The sequence below is a fragment of the Cupriavidus phytohabitans genome (assembly GCF_000426345.1).
Lineage (GTDB): Bacteria > Pseudomonadota > Gammaproteobacteria > Burkholderiales > Burkholderiaceae > Cupriavidus.
On sequence record NZ_AUFE01000203.1, the window covers coordinates 1 to 2185 of the forward strand.

The window sequence follows — 2185 nt, forward strand, 5'->3', positions numbered from 1 at the left end:
ATCCCCATGCCGGGCGTAGGCCGCCTGCTGCCGGCGTCAACGCGAGGACGCCTACGGCTGCGCTGCGCGCGCTCAGTATCGTAGGTCGGGGGCTCGGGCGCGGAGTGCGTCGCTGTGCTCGCACAGCGCCGTCGTGAATGACGCCGGCCCCGAAGCAGAGGACGTGGGCGCAGCCCTGCCCTTAGGGCTGGCGCGCAGCGCAGCCGAAGGCGTTCCTATGGTGACGCCAGCAGCGGGGGCCACCCACAGCTCTGGGCTCATTCAATCACCGCATCAATCCCAAGCCACCGTGGCGCACCACGGCGTCAGGCAGTCCTGCCCTGCAACGAAGCAAAGCCCCGTACGAAATCCCGGGCACACTACGATAAGAGTGGCCGCCCGCCCAGGGCAGTAAACGCGCTTTTTGGTTACTTTTTGTCGCTCGGGCAAGCTTTCATGCGCCAGAGCGGGTATCATTTCCTTATGAATCAAGGACTTACATGAAGATAAAACCCAGTTAAGCCCCGTAAAACCTGGGGCAAGCATACCCGAGGGAATACCTTGAAACCCAAAATCACAGAGACCTACCTGAAGCAACTGAAGGCCCCTCAGAAACAGGTCTTGATAAAGGACTCGATCACTCCCAACTTGTACATCAAGCACTCCCCTACAGGGCGGCTTGTCTTCGTACACCGCAGCAAAAAAGGGGGTGCATGGCGCGTGCACACCTTGGGCACCTTCCCCGCTTCTAGCTTGTCCGATGCCCGTCAGAAAGCACTAGCGCTCAACCAGTCCAGTGAGCCGTTGTCCGCCATGACTTTCTCTGCCTTGCTTTCGGAGTTTGCCGAGAGGAGGCCTAACGTCCCTGGGATCTACATTAGATTTGGGCAACAGACGCTAGGTAGCAAGAAGGTGGCATCCATCACCACGAGCATGCTGGTCAAGGCGCTTGCTGAATACAGCACCGTTTCGCCCGTGTCTGCCAACCGCTGCCTCACACAGTGGAAGATCTGTTTTGACTGGGCTTGCATGCGGGGTATTCTTGATGTGAACCCTTTGGCCCGAGTGACTCGTTCGGCTCTTGGAAAGCCTGAGGTCCCGCGCTCTCGTGTGCTATCCGAGGGTGAGATCAGAGCGCTCTTCGCTATCGATGATCCACGCGCAAAGCTCGCAAGATTTTGCCTCTCGACCGGGCTCAGAATCAATGAGGCAACTTCGGGGTATGTTGATGGCGATATATTCCGGGTGGACCATACTAAAAGCAAGCGTAGTCACTGGGTCTACCTTTCTGATGTGGCGCGGCAGAACCTTGGACCCTTTCCTACGGCGTTCCAAACACAATTATGGTTGAGAAAGCAAGGCTGGGGTTGGACTTATCATGACGCGAGAAGAACGGCGTCGAGCATGATGCACCGCCTTGGAGTCGAGCCAATAGTGGTGGAGAAGATGCTTGGACACAGCCTGCAGGGGTTGCTCAAGGTGTACAACGTATATGCGTATGACACCGAGCGTGTGGATGCCAGCAAAAAATTATCTCATGAGCTCGAAAGAATCATTAGTACAAAGGCTTGATGCCCTATTGCGGGCCGTGGCAGCAGGCGACCCAGAAGCCGTCAAGCTTAGAGCGGACCTCGAACAAGAACTGGCCAAGGCAGACCGGCGGGTAACCAAGCTCAGGGAGTCCAAGCATCCAGTGAGCCACATCACTAGGCAGAACTTTGTGTTGGCAGCGCGAGAGGTAGTCAAGCACGACGAGCTGTGCAATGCAGCGAACCTCATCAAGCGCTGGCCACATGGTGTCCAAGCGCCGAGCAGGTCTTACCTTGACAAGATCCTGAGTGACCAATGGCTGGTCCGTGGCTTTGATGATGTACCCACTGAAGAATAAGTAGTTCACAGGTCATGCTCTTACCGGGCATGGCCTGCTCCAATCTAAGCCGGCGCACAGTTCTCCAGCTCATTCATTAAGATTCCTTCCAAGCGGAGGACATTAAAAATGAGCGACGAATCCACAGACATCCACCAACTGATGGCGAAGCCCGTCCTTAGCATTTCTGAAGTCTGCATTGTCATTGGCGTTCCTGAGTCCACGCTTGCGGAAATCTTGGATGAAGTAGTCGGACCTGAAAAATTCAGTCTGAGAGCTCAGCGTGACTGAAAGGCGGAGGATTCTGGGCCCTCATCAAACGACTGCGGCATGTGGGCT

Annotated in this window: 3 protein-coding genes; all 3 read left to right on the forward strand. The window is 56.0% G+C overall.

Translation table 11 applies throughout. From position 1 onward, the window contains the following. The first annotated feature begins 540 nt into the window (after positions 1-540). The 3 genes from K309_RS0134625 (at position 541) to K309_RS42305 (ending at position 2137) form a co-directional block, all read left to right on the forward strand. Positions 541-1551, forward strand: a complete 1011-nt coding sequence (locus K309_RS0134625) for a tyrosine-type recombinase/integrase (protein WP_029050439.1) — start codon at positions 541-543, stop codon at positions 1549-1551. Continuing rightward, a complete protein-coding gene (locus K309_RS42300; RefSeq protein ID WP_156914550.1) occupies positions 1517-1867 on the forward strand; it encodes a hypothetical protein in 351 nt (116 codons plus the stop codon). The genes K309_RS0134625 and K309_RS42300 overlap by 35 nt, the downstream gene beginning before the upstream one ends. Before the next feature lie 108 nt (positions 1868-1975). Further along, positions 1976-2137, forward strand: coding sequence for a hypothetical protein (locus K309_RS42305; RefSeq protein WP_156914551.1), 162 nt, complete (start codon positions 1976-1978; stop codon positions 2135-2137). The last annotated feature ends 48 nt before the right edge of the window (positions 2138-2185 follow it).